Source organism: Stenotrophomonas sp. STEN033 (assembly GCF_056856655.1).
On the sequence record NZ_JBXFWM010000002.1, the window covers coordinates 1 to 20,650 of the forward strand.

The 20,650-nt window shown below is 65.8% G+C and carries 15 protein-coding genes; 11 read left to right on the forward strand and 4 right to left on the reverse strand.

Translation table 11 applies throughout. The features are described from left to right. Positions 1-259: 259 nt before the first annotated feature. From AC1VXC_RS01230 to AC1VXC_RS01265, 8 genes are all read left to right on the forward strand, one after another. Positions 260-1,168 (forward strand): lipid-binding SYLF domain-containing protein, encoded by a 909-nt coding sequence (locus AC1VXC_RS01230; protein WP_313172786.1) that lies wholly within the window; start codon positions 260-262, stop codon positions 1,166-1,168. Positions 1,169-1,242: 74 nt separating this feature from the next. After that, a complete protein-coding gene (gene tatA / locus AC1VXC_RS01235) occupies positions 1,243-1,470 on the forward strand; it encodes a Sec-independent protein translocase subunit TatA (RefSeq protein ID WP_313172785.1) in 228 nt (75 codons plus the stop codon). A gap of 15 nt (positions 1,471-1,485) precedes the next feature. Beyond that, positions 1,486-1,998 (forward strand): Sec-independent protein translocase protein TatB, encoded by a 513-nt coding sequence (gene tatB / locus AC1VXC_RS01240; protein WP_481539827.1) that lies wholly within the window; start codon positions 1,486-1,488, stop codon positions 1,996-1,998. Further along, positions 1,995-2,744 carry a twin-arginine translocase subunit TatC gene (gene tatC / locus AC1VXC_RS01245; protein WP_313172783.1) on the forward strand — a complete coding sequence of 250 codons (750 nt, stop codon included), beginning with the start codon at positions 1,995-1,997 and terminating at the stop codon, positions 2,742-2,744. Before tatB ends, tatC begins: the two co-directional genes overlap by 4 nt. Positions 2,745-2,842: 98 nt before the next feature. After that, positions 2,843-6,445, forward strand: a complete 3,603-nt coding sequence (locus AC1VXC_RS01250; protein ID WP_481539826.1) for a response regulator — start codon at positions 2,843-2,845, stop codon at positions 6,443-6,445. Continuing rightward, positions 6,430-7,296, forward strand: a complete 867-nt coding sequence (locus AC1VXC_RS01255) for a CheR family methyltransferase (RefSeq protein WP_481539825.1) — start codon at positions 6,430-6,432, stop codon at positions 7,294-7,296. Before AC1VXC_RS01250 ends, AC1VXC_RS01255 begins: the two co-directional genes overlap by 16 nt. Then, positions 7,293-7,871, forward strand: a complete 579-nt coding sequence (locus AC1VXC_RS01260) for a chemotaxis protein CheB (protein WP_482994989.1) — start codon at positions 7,293-7,295, stop codon at positions 7,869-7,871. Before AC1VXC_RS01255 ends, AC1VXC_RS01260 begins: the two co-directional genes overlap by 4 nt. Beyond that, on the forward strand, positions 7,862-8,860 hold the full coding sequence (locus AC1VXC_RS01265) for a diguanylate cyclase domain-containing protein (RefSeq protein WP_313172779.1): 999 nt from the start codon (positions 7,862-7,864) through the stop codon (positions 8,858-8,860). The genes AC1VXC_RS01260 and AC1VXC_RS01265 overlap by 10 nt, the downstream gene beginning before the upstream one ends. Positions 8,861-8,917: 57 nt before the next feature. Here AC1VXC_RS01265 and AC1VXC_RS01270 read toward each other — a convergent pair whose 3' ends face one another. The 3 genes from AC1VXC_RS01270 to AC1VXC_RS01280 form a co-directional block, all read right to left on the reverse strand. Continuing rightward, positions 8,918-9,820, reverse strand: coding sequence for a BPSS1780 family membrane protein (locus AC1VXC_RS01270; RefSeq protein WP_481527176.1), 903 nt, complete (start codon positions 9,818-9,820; stop codon positions 8,918-8,920). 526 nt (positions 9,821-10,346) lie between these two features. Beyond that, entirely contained in the window at positions 10,347-11,072 is a 726-nt protein-coding gene (locus AC1VXC_RS01275; protein ID WP_313172777.1) for a glutamine amidotransferase, read from the reverse strand. Next, complete coding sequence (locus tag AC1VXC_RS01280; RefSeq protein ID WP_481539797.1) at positions 11,069-12,841, reverse strand: GspE/PulE family protein; 1,773 nt, start codon at positions 12,839-12,841, stop codon at positions 11,069-11,071. Before AC1VXC_RS01280 ends, AC1VXC_RS01275 begins: the two co-directional genes overlap by 4 nt. 122 nt (positions 12,842-12,963) lie before the next feature. On the opposite strand from AC1VXC_RS01280, the gene glyQ reads away from it, so the two are divergent. From glyQ to AC1VXC_RS01295, 3 genes are read left to right on the forward strand one after another with little or no spacing between them, the layout of a single operon-like run. Then, positions 12,964-13,875: a glycine--tRNA ligase subunit alpha gene (glyQ, locus tag AC1VXC_RS01285; RefSeq protein WP_293711779.1), complete on the forward strand. Its 912-nt coding sequence runs from the start codon at positions 12,964-12,966 to the stop codon at positions 13,873-13,875. After that, positions 13,872-16,040 carry a glycine--tRNA ligase subunit beta gene (glyS, locus tag AC1VXC_RS01290; RefSeq protein WP_481539796.1) on the forward strand — a complete coding sequence of 723 codons (2,169 nt, stop codon included), beginning with the start codon at positions 13,872-13,874 and terminating at the stop codon, positions 16,038-16,040. Before glyQ ends, glyS begins: the two co-directional genes overlap by 4 nt. 3 nt (positions 16,041-16,043) lie before the next feature. Continuing rightward, entirely contained in the window at positions 16,044-17,606 is a 1,563-nt protein-coding gene (locus AC1VXC_RS01295; RefSeq protein ID WP_481539795.1) for a tetratricopeptide repeat-containing sulfotransferase family protein, read from the forward strand. A gap of 47 nt (positions 17,607-17,653) precedes the next feature. On the opposite strand, the gene AC1VXC_RS01300 is transcribed toward AC1VXC_RS01295, so the two are convergent. Next, positions 17,654-20,428, reverse strand: a complete 2,775-nt coding sequence (locus tag AC1VXC_RS01300; RefSeq protein ID WP_313172771.1) for a TonB-dependent receptor — start codon at positions 20,426-20,428, stop codon at positions 17,654-17,656. Between the last annotated feature and the right edge of the window lie 222 nt (positions 20,429-20,650).

Sequence of the window (20,650 nt, forward strand, 5' to 3'; positions counted from 1 at the left end):
CCCCCCCCCCGCGCCGCCCCCGCCGCCGCCCCCGCGCGGGGGGCGCGCCCGCCCCCCCCGCGCCCGCCGCCGCCCCGCCGCCCTCGGGGGCCCCCTCCCCCCCGCCCCCGCCGCCCCCCCCCCCCCCCCCCCCCCCCCCCCCCCCCCCCCCCCACTACAGGTACTCATGCCTCACTCTCGCTCACCAGCTATTCAGAGCCGCGCTACTAATTTCAGGCACTTGCGCTATCTTTCTATGCATCGACCTACGGAGTTACCCATGCGCCGCCTGCCGTGCCTCGTTCTGCTGCTGTCCGCGAGCCTGTTGTCCGCCACTGCCGTGGCCGGTCCGCAGGAAGATCAGCGCGCCCGCAATGCGGTGCGGGTGCTCAATGAAATCCAGGACATCCCCGAGCAGGCGATCCCGGACAAGCTGCTCGATGAAGGCCGCGCCATCATCGTCATCCCCGACACGATCAAGGCCGGCCTGGTGCTGGGTGGGCGTCGTGGTCATGGCCTGATGTCGGTGAAAACGGCCGATGGCAGCTGGTCCAACCCCGTATTCATCAAGCTTACCGGCGGCAGCATCGGCTTCCAGGCCGGCGTGCAGTCTTCGGACGTGATCCTGGTGTTCCGCAACGACCGCAGCCTGGACAATATCGTCAACGGCAAGTTCACCCTCGGCGCCGATGCCGGTGTCGCCGCAGGCCCGGTCGGTCGCAGTGCCGCTGCGGCCACCGATGGCCAGCTCAAGGCCGAGATCTGGTCGTGGTCGCGCGCCCGCGGTCTGTTTGCTGGCGTGGCGCTGGATGGCGCGGCCCTGCAGATCGACGACGCCGCCAACCTCGATGCCTACGGCCAGAACACCACCCCGCGGATGATCCTGGAAGGCCGCCTGAATACTGCGCCGTCGTCCGACGTGGTGTCCTTCCGCGACCGCCTGGAAGAGTCCACCTACGCCGCGCGTGAAAAGCGCGGTACCCAGGGCAGCGGTGCGCCGGTGGCGGCAAGCGCGCCGCGCAGCAATGCGGTCAGCGTGCAGGCACCGGCAGCCACGACCACCACCGGTACCGATACCGCGACCACCGCGCCGTTGCAGCATGCCACGACCGAACCGGCGCCGCAGCAGGGTTTCCAGCCGGTTTCCGAAGGTGAAATCCGCACCGAGAGCCTGGACGGCGGCAACTGACCTTTGGCATAGCGATCAGCGAATACCTTGTGCGCTATGCTCAACAACCTCCACACAGATAACGCGAGCAGATCATGGGCAGTTTCAGCATCTGGCACTGGTTGGTCGTGCTGGTCATCGTGCTGCTGGTGTTTGGCACCAAGCGGTTGACGAGCGGCGCCAAGGATCTGGGCAGTGCGGTCAAAGAGTTCAAGAAAGGCATGCGTGACGAGGACAAGCCGGCTGCACAGCTGGGCGATGAATCGCGCGATGCCGCCAAGAGCGGCGAGAAGCAGGCCGAGCACGACCGCGACGCGCGCTGATCCTGAGCGTTCGACGTGTTTGATATCGGCTTCAGCGAACTGCTGCTGATCGCAGTGGTCGCCCTGGTGGTCCTCGGCCCGGAACGTCTGCCCAAGGCAGCGCGTTTTGCCGGGCTGTGGGTACGTCGTGCCCGCAACCAGTGGGATTCGGTCAAGCAGGAGCTGGAACGCGAACTGCACGCGGAAGAACTCAAGCGCAACCTGCAGGATGTACGCCAGTCGATGCAGCAGGCCGAGGCCGGGCTGCGCGACCAGGCGGGGCAGGTGCGTGAGCAGGCCGATGCGTTCAAGCGCGAGGTGGAGTTGCCGGAATCGGCCGCTGAGCGGGTGATCGAACCGCGCCCCATCGAGCCGCGGCCGGTCGCGCCCACCGCAACGCCGGAAGCTGCGTCGCCTGTACCGGCTGAATCCGAGCCCTCGCAGCCGACGGCCGCGGCTGACAGCCAGGCTGCCACCGATGCCGAGTTCAACCGCAGCATCCCGCTGGGTGACGTGCCGGCACCGGCCAGCCAGGAGCGCAGCCCATGAGCGCGGCGGATTTCAACGAAAGCAGCCTGATCGAACACCTGATCGAGCTGCGCTCACGGGTAGTCCGCGCGCTGCTGGGTCTTGGCGTGGTGCTGCTGGCATTGATGCCGTTCTCGCGCACCCTGTACACCCATCTGGCCACGCCGCTGATCTCGCAGCTGCCGGCCGGGCAATCGATGATTGCCACCAATCCGGCTGGTGCGTTCTTCGCGCCGTTGAAGCTGACCTTCTTCGCCGCCCTGTTCGTGGCGGTGCCATGGCTGCTCTACCAGGCCTGGGCATTCGTGGCGCCTGGGCTGTACGCCCGTGAGAAGCGCCTGGCGGTGCCGTTGCTGGGCTCGGCGGTTGCCCTGTTCTACATCGGTTGCGCGTTCGCCTATTTCCTGGTGTTGCCGGCGGTCTTCCATTTCCTGACCACCTTCCGCCCGGATGTGATCGCCATCACGCCCGATGCCAATGCCTACCTGGATTTCGTGCTGGCCATCTTCTTTGCCTTCGGTGCCAGCTTCGAGCTGCCGGTGGCGATGGTGATCCTGGTCCTGCTGGGCTGGGTGAGTCCGCAGCAGCTGCGTGAAGGTCGCGGTTACGCGATCGTCGGTATCTTTGTGCTGGCAGCGGTGCTGACCCCGCCGGATGTGGTCTCCCAGCTGATGCTGGCGATCCCCATGTGTTTCCTTTACGAGCTGGGCATCCATGCGGCCCGCTGGCTGCAGCCGCGCGACCAGGGCAAGACGGCGGCGCCCTGATTCAACCGTAGCAGGCGGTAGTCAGCAATCTGCGCTATTTTCACTGAAAAGAGGCCGCGCGGACTGGCAGGCGTGGTAGCACCCCGGGGGACACCTGCATGACGCAAAAGAAGAGTAGCTGGATCAACAATGTGCCCCTGCTGAGCAAGATGCTGGCGGCATTTGGCCTGGTTTTCCTCTGTTTCCTGGCCACCAGCGTGGTCAGTTACCGTACCTCCGGACGCGACGACGACGCGCGCCGCCACGAGGGCGTGCAGATCGAAGTGATCCGTCAGGTCGAGGATGCGATCCAGGCCGTGCGCCTGCAGCAGATCGCCGTCCGCAATTACCTGTTGGGCGATGGCGAGCGGCATATGGAGGTGGTGGCCAAGCAGCGCGAGCGCCGCGATGCTGCATTGAGCGCTGCGGTGACCGCTGCCGGTACCCAGGCAGTGGCCGAACGCCTGCGCGCTGCGCAGGCACAGGCCCGCAACTGGGATAACGAAATGATGGCTGTGCTGCGTCCGGCGGCCGGTGCCGCGCAGCTCACCCAGGTGCAGCAGCTGGACGCGCTCAGTGATGGAGGGCAGGGCAATGCGCTGGCCGATGTACTGGACGGGATCTACGAAGCGGAGATGACCCAACTGCTCAGTGACAGGGGGCAGATGAGCAGTTGGATCGCCCGCGCGCACACGATTTCGCTGGTGCTGCTGGTGCTGGGTTTCATCATCATCATTCTTGCGCTGTGGATGATCTCGCGGCTGGTGGTGAACCCGATCAACCGCCTCACCGACAAGATGACGCGCCTGTCCAATGGCGAGCTGGACGTGGAAATCGCCGGCCTGCAGCGCGGTGACGAGATCGGTGAGATCGCCCGTGCGCTGGAGGTCTTCCGGCGCAACTCGCTGGAGTCGCGTGATGCCAACTGGGTCAAGCTCAGTGTCGGTGAAGTCGGCGGCGAACTGCAGGTTGCACAGACCCCGGACGACTACGCGCAGGCATTGGTCTCGCAGATCGCGCCGCGTATCGAGGCGCCGATCGGCGTGTTCTTCGCCTGGAACGAGGAAGAGAAGCTGCTGCGCCTGCAAGGCAGCTATGGCTTCCAGCGGCGCAAGCACCTGGGCCTGCAATACGGGCTGGGTGACGGACTGATCGGGCAGGCGGCGCTGGAGCGCAAGCGCATCAGCGTGCAGCAGGTGCCGGATGACTTCTTCGGCGTGCACTCGGCGCTGGGCGAGGCGCAGCCGCGCCACCTGGTGGCGGTGCCGCTGCTGTTGAAGGACCGCCTGCTGGGCGTGTTCGAGTTCGGCACCTTCGGCCATTTCAGTACTACCCAGGAAGCCTTCATCGACGCCGTGCTGCCGACCGTGGCACTGGGCCTGGACAATATCTGCCGCGCCGACGAGACCCAGCTGCTGCTGGATCGTACCCGTGCCCAGGCCGAGGAACTGCAGGTCTCGCAGCTGGCCTTGCAGGCGCAGGAAGAAGAGTTGCGCGCCACCAACGAAGAACTGCAGGGCAAGACCGTCGAGCTGGAAGAGCAGGCCCAGCGCCTGTCTGCGTCGGAAGAAGAACTGCGCGTGCAGGCCGAGGAACTGCAGGCCTCCAACGAAGAGCTGCGGCAGAAGACCGAAGTGCTCAACGAACAGAAGGACGTGCTGCAGGTATTGCAGCGCGAGACCGAGTTCAAGGCGCAGGAGCTGGCGCGCGCCAGCCAGTACAAGACCGACTTCCTGGCCAATATGTCGCACGAGCTGCGCACCCCGCTCAACAGCCTGCTGATCCTGTCCAAGGAACTGGCCGAGAACGAGAGCGGCCACCTGGACGCGGAGGAAGTGGAGGCCGCCGCGGTCATCCATGACTCCGGTTCCAACCTGCTGCGCCTGATCAACGACATCCTCGATCTGTCCAAGATCGAGGCCGGCAAGATGGACGTGTACCGCGAAGAAGTGAAGGTCGACGCCATCACCCGCGAGGTGACACGCCATTTCCGCCATATGACGATGGAGAACCGCCTGGAGTTCGCCATCGAGGTGGACCCGTCGATGCCCGAGGCGCTGGTCACCGATCGCTCCAAACTGCAGCAGGTACTGAACAACCTGCTTGGCAATGCCTTCAAATTCACCCGCGAAGGCTCGGTGACCCTGCATATGGCGATGGCTGACAACGCCGTGCTGACCCGCATTGGCGCCGCTGCCGACGAGCAGCACGTGGCGCTGAGCGTGCGCGATACCGGCATCGGCATTCCCGAAGAACGCCTGGATTCGATCTTCGAGGCCTTCGAACAGGTCGATTCCAGCACCAGCCGCCACTATGGTGGCAGCGGCCTGGGCCTGGCCATTGCACGGCGCCTGGCGCAGCTGCTGGGCGGCCAGCTGGTGGTGGACAGTGAACAGGACAAGGGCAGCAGCTTCAGCCTGGTGCTGCCGCTGTTGTCGGCGGGCCTCAGCAGCGCAGTGGCGGCGACGCAGGCAACCATCGAGCAGCGTCCGGCGCCCACGCCGGGCCCGGCCCGTGTCGCCACCGCGCAGCTGATCGACTGGATTCCCGATGACCGCCACGCCATCGCCGCTGGCGAGACGGTGATCCTGACGGTGGAGGACGACCCGGCCTTCGCCCGCATCCTGGTCGACCTGATCCGGCGCAAGGGCCACCGCGCGCTCGCCGCCGCCGATGGCGAAAGCGGCCTGGAACTGGCACGCCGTTATCGCCCCACCGGCATCCTGCTGGACGTGATGTTGCCGGGCATGGACGGCTGGTCGGTGCTGCAGCACCTCAAGCATGACCCGGTCACCGCCGCCATCCCGGTGCACTTCATCTCCGCCGTGGATGAGGCCGCCAAGGGCGTAGCCCTGGGTGCGGTCGGCTACCTGACCAAGCCGGTGGATCGCAAGGCACTGGTGGCCGCGTTCGACCACCTGCTGGATGTGGCCGGCAAGATCGTGCGCAAGTTGTTGCTGGTCGACGACGATCCGGATTCGCGGCTGGCGTTGACCCGCCTGCTGCAGGCCGACAACGTCGAGATCGACCAGGTTGCCTCTGGTGAGGAGGCCTTGGAGCGCATCGCCACCCACAGCTACGACTGCATCGTGCTGGACCTCAACCTGGGCGGCATTTCCGGCATCGAATTCCTGGAGAAGGCCGCCACGCTGGTGGCGGTGCCGCCGGTGGTGATCTATTCCGGCCAGGACCTGAGCCGCGAGGACAGCCTCAAGCTGCGCCAGTACACCGACAGCATCGTGATCAAGGGCCAGCGTTCGCCCGAGCGCCTGCTTGATGAGGTGAGCCTGTTCCTGCACAGCATCGGTTCGCGCGGTGCCAACGCCACGCCGTCCGACGACAATAATCTGGGCGGCCGCCAGGTGCTGCTGGTCGATGACGACATGCGCAACCTGTTTGCCCTGTCCAAGTCGCTGCGCGCGCGCGGCGTCAACGTGTCGATGGCGCAGGACGGTTACAAGGCGCTGCAACAGCTGCAGGAGAACCCGTCCATCGAGCTGGTGTTGATGGACATCATGATGCCGGGCATGGACGGCTACGAAACCACTCGCGAGATCCGCAAGCTGCCGCAGTGGAGCAACCTGCCGATCATCGCCGTCACCGCCAAGGCGATGCACGGCGACCGTGACAAGTGCCTGGACGCCGGTGCCAATGACTACCTCACCAAACCGGTGGACCTGGACAAGCTGCTGTCGATGATGCGCGTATGGCTGCAAAAGTAGGCCCGGTCACACCACAGGCGCAACGCGATGACATCGACGACATCGAGGTCGATGCCTTCATCACCGCGATGTCGCGCCGGCATGGCTATGACTTCACCGGTTACGCGCCGTCTTCGCTGAAGCGGCGGGTGCTGGCGCTGGCGCATGGGCTGAGCCTGCCCAGCGTCAGCGAGTTGACCGCGCGCGTGCTGCGCGAGGACGAGATGGTGCCGCAGGTGATCGCCAAGCTGTCGGTGCCGGTGTCGGAGATGTTTCGCAACCCGGCGGTGTTCCGCAAGCTGCGCGACGAGGTTTTTCCGGTACTGGCCTCCTACCCGCAGATCAATATCTGGCAGGCCGGTTGCGCGCATGGGCAGGAGGTCTACTCGTTGGCCATCCTGCTGAAGGAGGCCGGCCTGTACGATCGCTGCCAGATCTATGCCACCGACTTCAGCGATGAAGCGCTGGTCAAGGCGCAGGAAGGCATCTTCCCGATCCGCGACGCGCGCCTGTATTCGGAGAATTACCTGGCGGCCGGTGGCCGCCACACGCTGTCCGATTACTACCATGCCCGCTACGACTTCATGAAGCTGGATGAACGGCTGAAGGAGCGGGTCACTTTCGCCAATCACAACCTGGTCTGCGATGGCGTGTTCACCGAGGCGCAGCTGATCTTGTGTCGTAACGTGCTGATCTACTTCTCCGACACGCTGCAGGACCGGGTGCTCGGCCTGTTCCGCAACAGCCTCAGCCGCGGTGGCTTCCTGTGCCTGGGCAACCGCGAATCGATCCGTTTCGCTCCGAGCGCGCGCGATTTCGTGCCGCTGGACGCCGAACTGCGGCTGTACCGCAATGCCGGTGGCCTACTGTGAAAACCGCATCCGGGCAGCCTCCACAGGCGGTTGTGGGGTGCTCGGCCGGCGGGCTGGCGGCCCTGCACCAGTTGCTGGGCGGGCTGTCAGGGCCGCTGCCGGTGCCGATGGTGGTGGTCTGCCACAGCGGTTCGGAGGACATGCGGGTGTTCTGCGAGCTGCTGGCCAGCCGCAGTGGCCTGCCGGTGCAGGAGGCCGAAGAACGCCAGTTGCCTGAACCGGGACGGGTTTATGTGGCCCCCTCGGGCTACCATCTGCTGATGGAGCGCAACGGCCGTTTTGCCCTCAGCATCGACCCGCGGGTGGCATTTTCACGCCCTTCGATCGATGTTCTGTTTGAATCTGCGGCCGAGGTCTGGCGCGAGCAGCTGGTGGCTGTGTTGATGACCGGGGCGAATTCCGACGGTGCCGAAGGGTGCGCGCGGATACGACGCTCCGGTGGCACACTGATCGTTCAGGACCCGGAAACGGCGCAAGTGGCTATGATGCCGGCCGCCGCACTGGAGCTGGCTGGCGCCGATTACTGCCTGCCGCTCCCCGAAATTCCCTTTTTGCTGGAAGCATTATGCTCGTGACCAAGCCGGCGGTATTGCAGCGCCCCAAGATCCTCGCGGTGGATGACAACCCCGCCAACCTGCTGGTGATCCGCCGGGTGCTGGCCAAGCTCGACGTGGAAGTGGTCGAGGCCGCATCGGGCAACGATGCACTGAAGGCCACCCTGGACGATGAGTTCGCGCTGGTGCTGCTGGATGTCTACATGCCGGACATCAACGGCTTTGAAGTGGCCGAGATCCTGTCGCAGGAGGAGACCACCCGGCAGACCCCGATCATCTTCGTCACCGCCACCTACGCCGACGACGTGCACCGGCTCAAGGGCTATGGTTTCGGCGCCGTCGACTACATGGCCAAGCCGCTGGAAGCGACCATCCTGTTGTCCAAGGTGCAGGTATTCCTGGAGCTGTACCGGCACCGGGTGGCGTTGCGTGATGCGCTGAGCGAGCTGTCCGCGCGCAACCGCCAGCTGGAGATCGAAGTCGAGCAGCGCAAGCAGATGGAGCAGGAAATGCGCCATCTGGCCATGCATGACATGCTCACCGGCCTGCCCAACCGCGCCTTGTTCATGGACCGGCTGGAAAGTGCGCATCACCGTGCGCAGCGCCACGGCGGCATGTTCGCGCTGGTCTATGTGGACGTGGACCGCTTCAAGGAGGTCAACGACACCTGGGGCCATGGTGCCGGCGATGCGGTGCTGATCGAGCTGGCCGCACGCTTGCGCGGCGCGCTGCGTGAGAACGACACCGTGGCCAGGCTGGGCGGCGATGAGTTCGCGCTGGTGCTGGAAGAACTTGATGACATCAACGACGCCCATCGGCTGATGGCGCGGGTGACGCAGTCGCTGCAGGCGCCGATGCACTACCTGCGTGATGGCGAAGACCTCACCCTGGCTATCGCCGCCAGCATCGGCGTGGCCGCCTATCCCGCGGACGGCGCCGAGGTCGATGCCCTGCTGCATGCGGCCGACCAGGCCATGTACCTGATCAAGCGCAGCCGCGACACGGTGTGAAACAAGAAGGCCGCGCATCTCTGCGCGGCCTTGCTGCAAGCGGCGTGACAGCCTGGATCAGGCTTCGAACACGTGGCCCTTGCTGACCGGCGGCGGGGTCGGGCCTGCCGCATCGGCCGGCGCCAGCATCTGCTTCCACGCCGCGTACACGGCACCGGCAAAGACCGGCATCAGGATCGCCATCAACAGCAGCTGGGCAACCGCCATGGCCGCTACCTGGCCGGCGATCAGGCCGATGAACAGCGCCACGATGATCACCGCGAAATAGATCGCGAAGATGGCGATGAAGGCCAATACGAAGAACACCAGCATCGCCGGCAGGTTGTGGATGCTGGCGCGCAGGCTTTCGCGCAGTGCGTGCATGCCACCGGAGCGTTCGAACATCACTTGCGGCGGCATCACGAACAGCGCAAGCGTCAGCGCGACGAAGCTGGCGATCAGCAACAGCAGCCACAGCAGGATGCGCCCGGCCGGCAGCGTCGCCACCAGGGCCTCGATCTGCGCCGGGTCCGGTTGCGCACCGGACTGGCTGAGCTCATTGAGCTTGACCATCACCACCGACAGCTGTTGCAGGCCATCGGTACCGACCAGGACCAGCAGCAGCGTGCCCAGCAGCAGGGCGGCGAACAGTTGTGGCAGCAGGGCGACCAGCAGGTGCGGTGCGCGGCCGTCCTGCACGCCCTGCAGCAAATGCGCAGGTTTGGCGGTTCGGCCCTGGTCGACCTCGCGGATCGCCCACAGCATGCCGCCCATGAACAACGGGCCGGCCAACAACAGCAGCAGTTGCACCACCGAGCCCAGGGCGGGCACCAGCATCGACAGCGACAGCACCAGTGAGGTGCCGACGCCCCACAGGATGCCCAGCGAACCCAGCGCCAGCGGCGCGCGCTTGAGCAGGCCAAAACCGGTCAGCAGCCATTCCGCACCGGCGGAGGCCGGTACCTTGCGAATCTCGCTCATTGCAATTCCGAAACGGGGGAGTGCGCGGGCAACAGGCCGGCGCTGGGCGGATTATCGCCTGAAACCCGGCTCGGGTTTATGAGGACAAAGTAACGGTGGGGTTTGCCCCCTCCCTTTCGTGAAGCGAAGGGGAGGTTGGTAGTGCCGCCATGCTCGGCAGGGCTCTACCGGGAAGGCCTCTTGCCGAGCATGGCTCGGCACTACGGGTTGGGTTGTCGGGAAGGCTTCTGCCGAGCATGGCTCGGCACTACCGGTTGGGTTGTCGGGAAGGCCTTTGCCGAGCATGGCTCGGCACTACGGGTTGGGTTGCCGGGAAGGCCTTTGCCGAGCATGGCTCGGCACTACGGGTTGGGTTGCCGGGAAGGCCTTTGCCGAGCATGGCTCGGCACTACATGGGCTGTCCCTTCGGCCTTTGTGGGAGCGGCGTCAGCCGCGAAACCCATGAATCTTCAGATTGCGGAGATGGCCGTAATTGCGGCATTGCCGGCTTCGCGGCTGGTGCCGCGCTTACAAAACAACCGCAGGTTCAATGCGCCTCGCGGCGCACGTGGCGGACAAAACGGCGCAGCAGCTGGCGGGCCAGCGGTGCGGCGCTGACCTCGCGGGCCACGCTGCGGGCACAGCCGCCGTGGCGGGCGATGCAGTCGGCGCGGGCGCGCACATAGCCACGCATGTGGTGGGTGGCGAACTCGGGGTGGAACTGCAGGCCCCAGGCCTGCTCGCCCCAGCGGAAGGCGTGGCAGTTGTCCTGCACCGAGCGGGCCAGCACGGTGGCCCCTTCGGGCGCGCGCAGCACGGTCTGCAGGTGGGTGGCGTGGGCCGGGAAGCTGGCCGGCAGGCCGGCGAACAGTGGGTCGGCCGCGGCCGGGGCCTCCAGCTCCAGGCGGATGGTGCCGGACTCGCGCCCGGCCGGGTTGTAGGCAACCTCGCCGCCCAGCGCATGGGCCAGCAGCTGGTGGCCGTAGCAGATGCCCAGCAGCGGCATGCCGGCGTGGGCGGCGTCACGCAACCAGTCGGCGCTGCGCTCGCTCCAGTCGGCGCGGTCGGTGACGAAGGCGGCCGAGCCGGTGACGATCGTGGCGGCGAAGTCCCTGCGTTCCGGCAGCTGTTCGCCGCGCTCTACGTTGACCACCACGGTATCGGCTTCTTCCAGCCCGGCGGCCACGCGGATCCAGTGCGGGAAACGGCCGTAACGGCGCAGGGTCGGGAACGGTTGCCCGGTTTCAACGATCAAGAACGGCTGGGACTTCATTCCGGTGGCGGCAGTACTGACAGGACTTCCTCGATTGTAGTCAGCCCTGCGGCCACCTTTTCAAGCCCGGTGCGGCGCAGGGTGCGCAGGCCATCGGCCGCCGCGGCCTTGCTGAAACCGGCCAGATCCATGTCGCGGGTGATCAGGGCGCGCAGCCGCGAACCCAGTGGCAGCAGCTCATACAGGCCGATCCGGCCCATGTAACCGGTGCGCCGGCACTCCAGGCAACCGACCGGCGCATATGCCGTGACCACATCTGGTAATGCTTCATGGGCATGACGCAGCGGTGCCCAATCGGCGTCCGTCAGCGTGTCTGGCGCCTTGCAGTGCGGGCACAGGGTGCGCACCAGGCGCTGCGCCAGCACGCCGTTGACGGTGGAGGCGATCAGGTAATGCGGCACGCCCAGGTCAAGCAGGCGGGTGATCGCCGAGGGCGCGTCGTTGGTATGCAGGGTGGACAGCACCAGGTGCCCGGTCAGCGAGGCCTGGACCGCCATCTGCGCGGTTTCCAGGTCGCGGATTTCGCCGATCATGATGATGTCCGGGTCCTGTCGCAGCAGGGTGCGCACGCCGGAGGCGAAATCCAGGTCGATGTTGGTCTGCACCTGCATCTGGTTGAATTCGGGCGCGATCATTTCGATCGGGTCTTCCACCGTGCACACGTTCACGTCCGGCGTGGCCAGCCGCTTGAGTGTGGAATACAGGGTGGTGGTCTTGCCCGAACCGGTCGGGCCGGTGACCAGCACGATGCCGTGCGGGCGCGCCACCAGTTCGTTCCAGCCGGCGGCTTCTTCCGGGCTGAAGCCCAGCTGCTCGATGCTCTTGAACGTCGAATCCGGGTCGAAGATGCGCATCACGCACTTCTCGCCGAACGCGGTCGGCATGGTCGACAGGCGCATCTCCACCTCGCGCCCACCCGGCGAACGGGTCTTGATGCGGCCGTCCTGCGGGCGCCGGCGTTCGGCCAGGTCCATGCGCCCCAGCACCTTGATGCGGCTGACCACCGCGGTCATCACCGACGGCGGCAGCTCGAACACCTTGTGCAGTACGCCGTCGATGCGGAAACGCACCCGGCCCATGTCGCGGCGGGGCTCCAGGTGGATGTCACTGGCGCGCTGCTCGTAGGCGTACTGCAGCAGCCAGTCGACGATGCTGACGACATGGTGGTCGTCGGCATTGACGTCGCCGGCGCGGCCCAGCTCCACCAACTGCTCGAAGCTGGGCAGGCCGCTGCTGTTGCTGCCGTCGCGGCTGTCGCTGCGGGCGCTGCGCACCGAGCGGGTGACGCCGAAGAACTCCATCGAATAACGGTGCAGGTCCAGCGGATTGACCAGTACCGTGTCGATGCGGCGCCGGCTCAGGTGCTGCAGGTCGGGCACCCAGTCGCGTGCCATCGGCTCACTGGTGGCCACCAGCACGCGCTCGCTGTCCACCGCCAGCGGCAGGATGCGGTGGCGGCGGGCATAGGCGTGGGAGACCACGGCGGTGGCGCCGGCCACGTCGACCCGGGTCGGATCGATGCGCAGGTAGCGGCAGTGGGTGCGCTGGGCCAGCCATTCGGTCAGCCGCTCCAGGCTCAGCTCGCCGCTGCCCTGCGCGGCGGCCAGTTTGAGGTTGGCCAGCAGCACCAGCGGATGGACCTCGCTGGCATTGCGCGCGCCCTGCGCGGAAAACCGGATCCGCTCCTGGTCGTGCGCGGCCACCAGCCCATCGGCCAGCAGTGCGCTGGCAATATTGGAAAACTGCAGTCTTCCCGGGGCGATTGCCACCTGCGGTGACGGTGCCTGAGTGCCTTCCACAGCCGCGTTTTCCACCCCAAACCCCTTGCTGGCGCGGCCATCGCGCGGTCGGTCGCTATACTAACGCACCCCTTACGTACGGCTCAGGCAGCATGTCCGCGACTCCCCCCGTTTCGATTACCTTCCAGGGACTGATCCAGACCCTCAATGATTTCTGGGCGAAACAGGGCTGTGTCTTGATCCAGCCGCTGGACCTGGAGGTCGGTGCCGGCACCTTCCACCCGGCCACCTTCCTGCGCTCGATCGGCCCGGAAAGCTGGAATGCCGCCTACGTGCAGCCCTCGCGCCGCCCCACCGACGGTCGCTACGGCGAGAACCCCAACCGCCTGCAGCGCTATTACCAGTACCAGGTGGCGATGAAGCCGAGCCCGGACAACATCCAGCAGCTGTACCTGGATTCGCTCAAGGCGCTGGGCATCGACCCGCTGGTGCACGACCTGCGCTTTGTCGAAGACAACTGGGAATCGCCGACCCTGGGCGCCTGGGGCCTGGGCTGGGAAATCTGGCTCAACGGCATGGAAGTCACCCAGTTCACCTACTTCCAGCAGGCCGGTGGCCTGGAGTGCAAGCCGGTACTGGGCGAGATCACCTACGGCCTGGAGCGGCTCTGCATGTACCTGCAGAACTGCGACAACGTCTATGACCTGATCTGGACCTACGGCCCGGACGGCACCCCGGTCACCTATGGCGATGTCTACCACCAGAACGAGGTGGAGCAAAGCACCTACAACTTCGAGTACGCCGACGTGGAAGAAATGTTCCATCGCTTCGACGCCTGCGAGAAGGAAGCGCAGAAGCTGGTGGAAGCCGGCCTGCCGCTCCCGGCCTATGAACAGGTCTGCAAGGCGTCGCATTCGTTCAACCTGCTCGACGCACGTCGCGCCATCTCGGTGACCGAGCGCCAGCGTTACATCCTGCGCGTGCGCGCGCTGGCCCAGGCGGTGGCCAAGCTGTACGAGGCCAAGCGCCTCGAAGCGGTCGCCGCCAAGGAGGTGCAGGCATGAGCATGCAGCCGCTGCTGATCGAACTGGGCGTGGAAGAACTGCCGGTCAAGGCTCTGCCGGGCCTGGCGCAGGCCTTCTTTGATGGCGTGATCGATGGCCTGGCCAAGCGTGGCGTGGCCTTCGAGCGTGGCGATGCCAAGCCGCTGTCGACCCCGCGCCGCCTGGCCGTGCTGTTGCCGGGCGTGGAAACCGAGCAGCCCGAGCAGCACTCGGAAGTGTTCGGCCCGTACCTGAACATCGCGCTGGACGCCAACGGCGAGCCGACCAAGGCACTGCAGGGTTTTGCCGCCAAGGCCGGCATCGACTGGACCGCGCTGGAGCGCACCACCGACGCCAAGGGCGAGCGTTTCGTGCTGCGTTCGGTGACCCCGGGCGCGCAGACCGCCAGCCTGCTGCCGGAGATCCTGCGCGAAGCCATCGCCGCCATGCCCATCCCCAAGCCGATGCGCTGGGGCAACCACGAATACGCCTTCGCCCGCCCGGTGCATTGGCTGGTGCTGCTGCACGGCAATGACATCGTGCCGGCCGAGCTGCTGGGCCTGACGTCTGACCGCTTCAGCCGTGGCCACCGTTTCATGGCCGACAAGCAGGTGTGGCTGAGCAACCCGGCCGACTACGTTGAATCGCTGAAGGCCGCCAACGTGCTGGTCGATGCCGACGCGCGCCGCGAGCGCATCGTCGCCGAGGTCAATGCCGCCGCCGCACAGGCGGGTGGCGTGGCCCGCATCACCGACGACAACCTGGAACAGGTGGTCAACCTGGTCGAATGGCCGGCGGCGGTGCTGTGCAGTTTCGAGCGCGAATTCCTGGCCGTGCCGCAGGAAGCGCTGATCGAGACCATGGAGATCAACCAGAAGTTCTTCCCGGTGCTCGATGCCGGCGGCAAGCTGACCGAGAAGTTCATCGGCATCGCCAACATCGAATCCAGGGACGTGGCCGAGGTTTCCAAGGGCTACGAGCGCGTGATCCGCCCGCGCTTCTCCGATGCCAAGTTCTTCTTCGACGAAGACCTCAAGCAGGGTCTGGTGGCAATGGGCGAGGGTCTGAAGACCGTCACCTACCAGGCCAAGCTGGGTAGCGTCGCCGACAAGGTGCAGCGGGTCAGCGCGCTGGCGCAGATCATCGCGCCCCAGGTGGGCGCCGACCCGGTGCAGGCCAAGCGCGCCGCCGAGCTGGCCAAGAACGACCTGCAGTCGCGCATGGTCAACGAATTCCCGGAACTGCAGGGCATCGCCGGTCGCCATTACGCCCTGGCCGGTGGCGAATCGCCGTCGGTGGCGCTGGCCATCGACGAGAGCTACCAGCCGCGCTTTGCCGCCGATGACATCGCACTGTCGCCGCTGGGCAAGGTGCTGGCCATTGCCGAGCGCCTGGACACGCTGGCCGGCGGCTTTGCCGCTGGCCTGAAGCCGACCGGCAACAAGGATCCGTTCGCGCTGCGTCGTAATGCGCTGGGTCTGGCCCGCAGCATCATCGAGTCGGGTTTTGATCTGGATCTGCCGGCGTTGCTGCATACGGCGGGCGAGCGCGTAATGTTTTCCATGTCCGAGGTTGCGGTAAGGGAAAAAACGCGTATCGGCAACGAAGCAAAGGCAAAGGGAGTTGAGGTTCCGGCAGGGCATGCAAATATTCGCTCGCTCCAAGACACCGGCTACGTGGAAATCTACGACTTCATCATCGACCGCCTGAAGGGCTACTACGCCGACAAGGGCGTGCCGGCCACCCACTTCAACGCCGTCGCCGAACTGAAGCCGGCCTCGCTGTACGACTTCGACCGCCGCATCGATGCCATCGGCACCTTTGCCCAGCTGCCGGAAGCCGAAGCGCTGGCCGCCGCCAACAAGCGCATCCGCAACATCCTGCGCAAGGCCGACGGCACCATCCCGGGCAGCATCGATCCGTCGCTGCTGCGTGAACCGGCCGAGAGCGAGCTGGCCGAAGCGGTGACCGCCGCCATCGACGACACCGGTGTGGCACTGGCACACAAGGACTATGTGGCCGTGCTCGGCCGCCTGGCCCGCCTGCGCCCGCAGGTGGATGCGTTCTTCGACGCGGTGATGGTCAATGCCGAGGATCCGGCGCTGCGTGGCAACCGGCTGGCGCTGCTGCGCACGCTGGGTGACCGCCTCGGCAGCGTGGCTGCGATCGAGCACCTGTCCAACTGAGGCATGGATGCCGGCGCCTCCTGGCAGTCCGCACAGGCCGCTCTGGCCCGGCGTGACATACCGGAGGCGCAGCGGCAGCTGCGCGCCGTGGTGGATCAGCAACCCGCGCACGCCTATGCGCGGGTGATGCTGGCCGGCACCGTCCTGGCACAGGGGCGGCTGCGCGAGGCCGTGCAGCAACTGCAGCAGGCCGCCAGCCTGGATTATCGCGACCCGGCGCTGCTGCTGCGCGTCGCCCAGGCCTTGCTGCGTGTTGGCGACAGCGAGGGCGTGGCGCGGTTGATGCGCAACGCCTGCGTGGCCCGCTGCAACGACAGCCCGACGCTGGCGGCCCTGGCCCACGTGCTGCAATCACTCGGGCTGCATGCCGATGCCCTGCAATTGATGCAGCGTGCGGCGGCGGTGGGATTCGACAGTCCCGATTTCCACTACTTCCTTGGCGTGCAGCTGCAGTTCAACGGTGAGCTGGACGCGGCCGAGCAGGCACTCACGCGCTGCCTGCTGTTGAACCCCGGCCACGGCCGCGCCGCGCTGACACGTGCACGCCTGCGCCGCTGGCGTGCAGACGACAACCATGTCGATGGCCTGCGCAGGCAGCTGCAAACAACGGCAACGGACAGCGAGGACACCGCCGCGCTGTGGTTCGCGCTGTACAAGGAGCTGGAAGACCTGGGTGATTTTCCTGCGGCATGGGATGCGCTGCGGCAAGGCAATACCGCGATGTGGCGGCGCCTGCGCCACGATCACCTGGCCGATCATGCGCAACATGAGGCGATGGCGCGGCTGGCGGCAGCGGGCACGTTCGCGCCAATCGAATCTGCGGATGAGGAAGAGGGTGCACAGCCCATCTTCATCATCGGCATGCCGCGTTCGGGCACCACGGTGCTTGAGCGCATGCTCGGCAATCATTCGCAGGTAGCGTCTGCCGGCGAGCTTGGCGATTTTGCCCAGCAATTACGCCTGGCCGCCGACCAGGCCGGGCGCGCGCTGCTTGACCCGGCCTTGCTGCAGGCGCTGCCAACGCTGGATTACGCGGCCGTCGGCAACGGTTATCTGCGGCAGACGCGCTGGCGCCTGGATGGGCAGTGCCGTTTCATCGACAAGCTGCCACCGAATTACCTGCTGGCAGGCCCGATCGCGCGCGCGTTGCCGCAGGCGGTGATCGTCTACGTCAGGCGCGATCCCATGGCGGTGTGTTTTTCCAACTACCGCGCCATGTTCGGCGACTCCTATGCTTACAGCTATGAGCTTGACGCCCTGGCTGCGCACCACGCGGCGCATGCGCAGCTGATGCAGGCCTGGCAGCAGCATCTGCCGGGGCGTGTGCTGGAGATCGACTACGAAGCGATGGTGCACGACCCGGATGCGGCCTTGGCACAGGTGCTGCAGCGCTGCGGACTGGCCACGGAAAGCGGTGGCAGTGACCTGACCCGCAATGCGGCCGCGACTGCCACCCTGAGCAGCGTGCAGGTGCGCGAGCCGGTGCACGCACGCAATATCGACGAATGGCAACGCTATGCCAGCGAGCTCGCGCCGCTGCGCGAGCGCTTGCAGAAGGGTAGATAGCACAGGAGCGGCCGTGGCCGCTCCTGTTCATTGCTGCTGCATCGTGTTTACTGGCTGCGGCCAAAGCGCCAGTTCATCTCCAGCATGTACGAGCGGCCATAGCCGTTGTAGTTGAAGATGTTGTAGTACGGATACGTGGTGTAGGTGCGGTCACGCGGCGGCCGTTCACCGGTGAGGTTGTTGGCGGTCAGGCTCAACGAGACATCATCGGTTACCGCATAGTCCACGGTCAGGTTGAAGGTGGTCCAGGCCTTGACCTTGCCTGCGTCATCGGCGGCATAGCCGTCGGTGGTGTCCTGGGCGGCGAAGTTGGGCGTGCGGCCATAACGGATGCCATACAACGTCGTTGTCCAGTCGCCCATCTGCCAGCCCAGGGTGCCGCTGAAGATGTTCTTGAACTCCGAGGAGTAGTAGGGATTGCGCAGCAGGTCGATCACCGGGTCCTCCGGATACTGCTGGCTCTCATGCTTGAGGGTGACGTTGTAGCGCGCGCCCAGCATGAAGCTGCCCCAGCTGTCGGTAGCCCAGCGGTAGTCCAGGTTGGCGGTGACGCCGCTGACATCCTCCTTGGCGACGTTGATCGGGTTGACCGCCACGGTGTTGAGCTGGTTGGGCTGCGGTGCGTTCGCGCCGGCACGGCCGATGCGTTGCAGGGCGTCGACGCAGGTCGGGGAGTTGGCATCCAGCTGGCCCTGGCGGCATGCCGACTCATTGCGCAACAGCAGGTCCAGGTCGAGGTCGGCGACCTTGTTGTCGATCTTGATCCGGTAGTAGTCGGCGCTGACCGTGAAGCTGCTGTTGGGCGACCAGACCACGCCGCCGCCCCAGGACTTGGCGGTGATCGACTTCAGGTCACCGTTGCCGGAGCGGGAGCCGCGGACCTGCTCATCGTTGAGCGTGCACTGGGCAATCGGAACGCCGGGTTGCTCGGTGGCACAGCGGTAGTAGTCAGGCACGAAGGTGTAGAAGCCGCTGTCGCCGGCAAATACATAGGACATGTCCGGCGATTTGAACGCGGTGGCGTAGTTGCCGCGGAACAGCAGCGAGTCGATCGGCCGGTACTCCAGTGCCGCCTTCCAGGTGGCGCGGGAGTCGCTGCCGCCGCCATCGTTCTTGTAGTCGTCATAGCGCCCGGACAGGCTGGCGGTGAGCTTGCTGAAGATCGGCACGCGCAGTTCCACCGCCGCCGCCCAGTTGTCGCGCTTGCCCTTGCCCTGGGTGCCGCTCAGGCCCCAGAACTGGTCGGTGACCACACGCGTGTCTGTCGGGTTGCTCCACGATTGCTGGCCGGCCTGCAGCACGCCGGCGAAGCCGACGTCACCGGCGGGCAGGGTAAACAGCGAGGTGTTGGTGAACTGCAGGTTGACGTTCTGCGTCCAGGTCTTGGACTTGGTGCGGATCTCACCCTGGAAGCTGCGGTACTGCTCCGGGGTCAGCGCCTGGTAGAAGCCGGCATCGTTCGGCTCGTAGATCGGATAGCCGTAGTAGTCGCCCAACTGCGGCCCGAGGAAATGCTCGCGGAAGAAGTCTTCCATCTTGTCCTTCAACGGCCACCACTGGCGGCTGTCGATGTGGTATTCGGAGCGCGCGTAGTAGGCGTTGTAGTCCCAGTTCGACTGGCCCAGCGCGCCCTTGATGCCGATGGCGACGTTGTAGGAATCGGCGGTCTGGCGCTCGTTGTTGAAGTCGACGTCACCGGTCTCCTCCGGCGAGAAGATGCGCTGGTAGCTCTCAAGGTCGCCGGTGAGGTTGTTGAAGATATAACCGCTGGTATCCAGCGATGGCTGCCAGAAACGCGAGCCGGAGTTGCTCTCGTTCTTGGTGCGGTTCATCAGCAGCGTGGCATAGATGTCGGTGCTGTCGTTGAGCGCGTAATTGAGGTTGGCGTAGCCTGACGCGCTGCGCTCCTTGTTGAGGATCGTCGAATAACCCGGTTCATAGCGGCTGCCGCAATAGTTGCCGCGACCAGGGCGGGTGTCGTAGAAGGTCGTACCCCCGAACAGGCCAGCCAGCGGTGCGCAGGCTGCGGCGCCGGGGTCGATGTAGGCGCCGCTGCTGCTGTTGTGCACGAAGGTGCGGCTGCCATAGCGCGCGGCGACGTCGGGGTTGTCGTTGGTGGAGTCGAAGTCCTTGCGGTTGAAGCCGTAGATCGGGTCCTGGTTGCTCAGCTGCAGGCCGGCAGTCAGGTCAAGCTTGTCCCAGCTGTGGCCGCTGGTCAGCTGGAAGCGCTGGTTGCCGCCACCGCCGCCGTCGTAGCTGCCCATGCGGAAGCTCAGCTCGGTGCCGTCCAGCCGCTTCTTGAGGATGATGTTGACCACGCCGGCGATCGCGCTGGAGCCGTAGATCGAGGACTGGTTGCCCGGCGCGATGTCGATGCGTTCGACCATGGCGGTGGGGACGCTGGCCAGGTCGACGAAGTTGCTCTGGCCGTTGTAAAGCAAGGGGTAATCGGCCATCGGCCTGCCGTCGATCAGCACCAGGGTGAAGCCCGGGTCCAGGCCGAGCAGGCTGATGGGTTTGGCCGCCGAGGTGAAACCGCCGGAGAACTGGCTGTCCTGTACCGCACCGGTCGCCAGTGGCTGCGAACGCAGGACCTCGTAGACATCCTTGAAGCCCTGCTTCTGGATGTCCTGGGCGGTGATCGAGGTGATGGGCGTGGCCGTCTCGACCTGCACCTGCGGAATCAGCGAGCCGGTGACGGTGATCTTGTCGAGGGTCTCAACATTCCTTTTGTCCGCATCGGTCTGGGTCTGGGCGAAGGAAAGGGACGAATACGCGGCAATGGCGGTGCACACGGCCGCGCTGAGGAGTTGTCGTTTCATCATGGGTACCTGGACTTGTGGAAATGCCTGGGGCCCAGTCAACCGGCTGCTCCTTCATGGAGCACGTAACCCGGGACAGCATCACCACGTGTTCTAGGAACCGGAGCGGCTGGGTGTTTCACGATAATTTAACCGTACCCGTCAATATGGCGTGATGGTCCGTACAGCGTGGTGGAGGCGGGTGAATCGAATGTAGTGCCGAGCCATGCCCGGCTGGGGCAT